Origin of the sequence: Pseudomonas sp. NPDC088429 (genome assembly GCF_044753305.1) — a bacterium.
Lineage (GTDB): Bacteria > Pseudomonadota > Gammaproteobacteria > Pseudomonadales > Pseudomonadaceae > Aquipseudomonas > Aquipseudomonas rustica.
On sequence record NZ_JBIVMX010000082.1, the window covers coordinates 17,058 to 20,227 of the forward strand.

At 56.0% G+C, this 3,170-nt stretch carries 3 protein-coding genes and 2 tRNA genes; 2 read left to right on the forward strand and 3 right to left on the reverse strand.

Annotated features, from left to right (window positions below):
* Positions 1-318 (forward strand): Arc family DNA-binding protein (locus ACIP66_RS25820; RefSeq protein WP_400651875.1); only part of this gene is annotated, 318 nt, incomplete at its 5' end.
* A gap of 239 nt (positions 319-557) precedes the next feature.
* On the opposite strand, the gene mgtE is transcribed toward ACIP66_RS25820, so the two are convergent.
* Complete coding sequence (mgtE, locus tag ACIP66_RS25825) at positions 558-2,000, reverse strand: magnesium transporter (protein ID WP_053122849.1); 1,443 nt, start codon at positions 1,998-2,000, stop codon at positions 558-560.
* Positions 2,001-2,320: 320 nt separating this feature from the next.
* Between mgtE and ACIP66_RS25830 the strand changes: the two genes are divergently transcribed.
* Entirely contained in the window at positions 2,321-2,839 is a 519-nt protein-coding gene (locus tag ACIP66_RS25830) for a cell envelope protein SmpA (protein ID WP_400651877.1), read from the forward strand.
* A gap of 19 nt (positions 2,840-2,858) precedes the next feature.
* Here the strand turns inward: ACIP66_RS25830 and ACIP66_RS25835 are convergent.
* Positions 2,859-2,935: transfer RNA gene (locus tag ACIP66_RS25835), tRNA-Arg, on the reverse strand.
* A 71-nt stretch (positions 2,936-3,006) separates the two neighbouring features.
* Positions 3,007-3,083: transfer RNA gene (locus ACIP66_RS25840), tRNA-Arg, on the reverse strand.
* Between the last annotated feature and the right edge of the window lie 87 nt (positions 3,084-3,170).

Genomic DNA, 3,170 nt, shown 5'->3' on the forward strand with positions numbered 1-3,170 from the left:
GTGAAACAGGCAATTTATTCCAGCCGTACGGCTGACAAGTTCGTCGTACGTCTGCCAGACGGAATGCGTGAACGCATTGCCGAGGTGGCTCGCAATCATCATCGCAGCATGAACTCCGAAATCATCGCGCGCCTTGAACAGAGCCTTATTCAAGAAGGTGCACTGGGCGAAGAATTAAGCATGCGCCTCGATAGCCCTGAGCTGTCGCTTCACGAACGTGAGTTGCTGCAACGCTTCCGCCAGCTGTCGCACCGTCAACAGAACGCATTGGTGTCGTTGATCGCCCACGACGCCGAGATGGCCGCAGACGCGTCCTGAGCTACACCGAATATCTCAAGCCAGCATGATTGCTGGCTTTTTTTGCCTTCGTTTTGGCTGATCAAACACCGTACCTGTGGCGAGGGGATTTATCCCCGCTGGAGTGCGCAGCAGTCCCAATATTTTTTGGGGCCGCTGCGCAGCCCAACGGGGATAAATCCCCTCGCCACAATTGTTTTGTATTGCCAGTCAGGCACAAAAAAGCCCGCCAATTTGGCGGGCTCTTTGTTTGCAGCGGCTCAGAGCAGGAAGATTGTCGCCAACCCGAGGAAGATGAAGAAGCCACCGCTGTCGGTCATCGCGGTGATCATCACGCTGGCGCCCATGGCCGGGTCGCGGCCCATTTTGGCCAGCGTCATCGGGATCAGTACGCCCATCAGCGCTGCCAGCAGCAGGTTGAGCGTCATCGCCGCCGTCATCACCACACCCAATGACCAACTGCCGTAGAGCAGATAAGCGACCACACCGATCACCCCGCCCCAGACCAGGCCGTTGATCAAACCGACCGCCAGTTCCTTGCGCATCAGACGCGAGGTATTGCCGGTGCTGACCTGATCGAGCGCCATGGCGCGAACGATCATGGTGATCGTCTGGTTACCGGAGTTGCCACCAATACCCGCCACGATCGGCATCAACGCCGCCAGCGCTACCAGCTTCTCGATCGAGCCTTCAAACAGACCAATCACACGGGACGCAACAAACGCGGTGATCAGGTTGACTGCCAGCCACGCCCAACGGTTACGCAGCGATTTCCACACGGAGGCGAAGATGTCTTCCTCTTCACGCAGACCCGCCATGTTGAGGACTTCGTTTTCGCTCTCTTCACGAATCAGGTCGACCATTTCGTCGATGGTCAGACGGCCGATCAGCTTGCCGTTCTTGTCGACCACCGGGGCCGAGATCAAGTCATAACGCTCGAACGCCTGAGCGGCATCGTAGGCGTCTTCGTCCGGATGGAAACTCACCGGGTCGCTGGCCATCACCTCGGCCACTTGTTTGTCCGGATCGTTGACCAGCAAACGTTTGATCGGCAGCACGCCCTTGAGCACGCCGTCGTAATCGACCACAAACAGTTTGTCGGTATGGCCCGGCAGCTCTTTGAGACGGCGCAGGTAACGCAGCACCACTTCGAGGCTGACATCCTCACGGATCGTCACCATCTCGAAGTCCATCAGCGCACCGACCTGCTCCTCGTCATAAGACAGGGCCGAACGCACGCGCTCACGCTGCTGGTTATCGAGGCTCTCCATCAGTCCATGGACGACGTCTCGCGGCAGCTCGGAAGCCAGGTCAGCAAGTTCGTCGGCGTCCATATCCTTGGCCGCAGCCAGGAGCTCGTGATCGTCCATGTCGGCGATCAGCGTTTCACGGACGGAATCGGATACTTCGAGAAGAATGTCGCCGTCGCGATCAGCCTTGACCAGTTGCCAGAGCGTCAGACGATCGTCCAGCGGCAAGGCTTCAAGAATGTAGGCAACGTCGGCGGAGTGCAGATCATCGAGTTTGCGTTGCAACTCGACCAGATTCTGCCGGTGAACCAGGTTTTCCACCCGGTCGTTGTGCGCGCCTTCCTGGCGATGAGTCAGGTCTTCGACGACTCGTTGGCGCTGCAAAAGCTCGACCACCTGGGCCAGGCGATCCTGCAGGCTTTCCTGTGTTTTCTTTACTTCGATTTCGGACATAGGCGAACTCCACTCCCAGCAGCGGGGCACGCCGGAAGAATCAATCAGTCAATTCATGATTGGTGAAACGGGTTACTGAACAACTACTGGGTAAGTCCATGGAGGTTTTCCATAAGCCCCGGCGGGGCTGACGGGCGCAATGATACACGCCTGACGGTTTAATACGTTAAAAAATCACGGCTGAAACAAGCGCTTGCGAGACAAACCTGAGCGCCATCCTGATCCATGCAAATGCGACGACTCATCTTGAAAAGAAAACACACCGGCAGCGCAAAATGTAGCGGCTACCCTTGAGCGTAGATCGTCATGGAGGACGTCGAATGCCACTCAAATCATCTTTTTTCGTACTGACTTATTTGCTCTGCCTACCGCACGCCGGGGCCACCACCACCCTGCATCGCTGCGAAGCACCTGACGGCAGCATCACCTTCACCACGATGAGTTGCGCGCACGGTGAACACCTCTCCGTGCAGGAAGTGCACCCCTACTCGCCCGGATCTGTCGTGGCGGTGATGCCTGAAGCCAATCACGAAGAAACATCCGGTATGAATACCAGAGGCCGAGCACCGGGCATTGTCGGCGGCGCGGAACACATCTGCGGCAACGTGATCGACGCGAGACAACGCCGCCAGGCGATCATCAATCGACGCGTTATCACAGGGATGAGCGCGCAAGATGTCGAAAGCGCTTTAGGCAAGCCAGACAAGATCAACATTCGGACATCAACGACAACGTATCGTTACGACCTCAAGCGAGGCCGAACGGCACAAATCGATTTTGATCAACGGGGATGCGTGAAGGAAAAAGCCAAATCCCGGACAGCAAAAAGCCCGCGATAAACGCGGGCTTTTCGGTATATGGTGCACTCGACAGGATTCGAACCTGTGACCGCTCGGTTCGTAGCCGAGTACTCTATCCAGCTGAGCTACGAGTGCATTTGTGTTTTTAGACCAGATCACATCTGGTTGAAGCCAAGTCATTTACATTGCTGCAACTAACTCTTAAATGGTGCACTCGACAGGATTCGAACCTGTGACCGCTCGGTTCGTAGCCGAGTACTCTATCCAGCTGAGCTACGAGTGCATTTGTTGCGCCGCATTATAGCCCGTCTAATCTCTATTCCAACCACTTTTTCTATTAATTTATATCGTAAGAGCTTCGTGGAGGGAA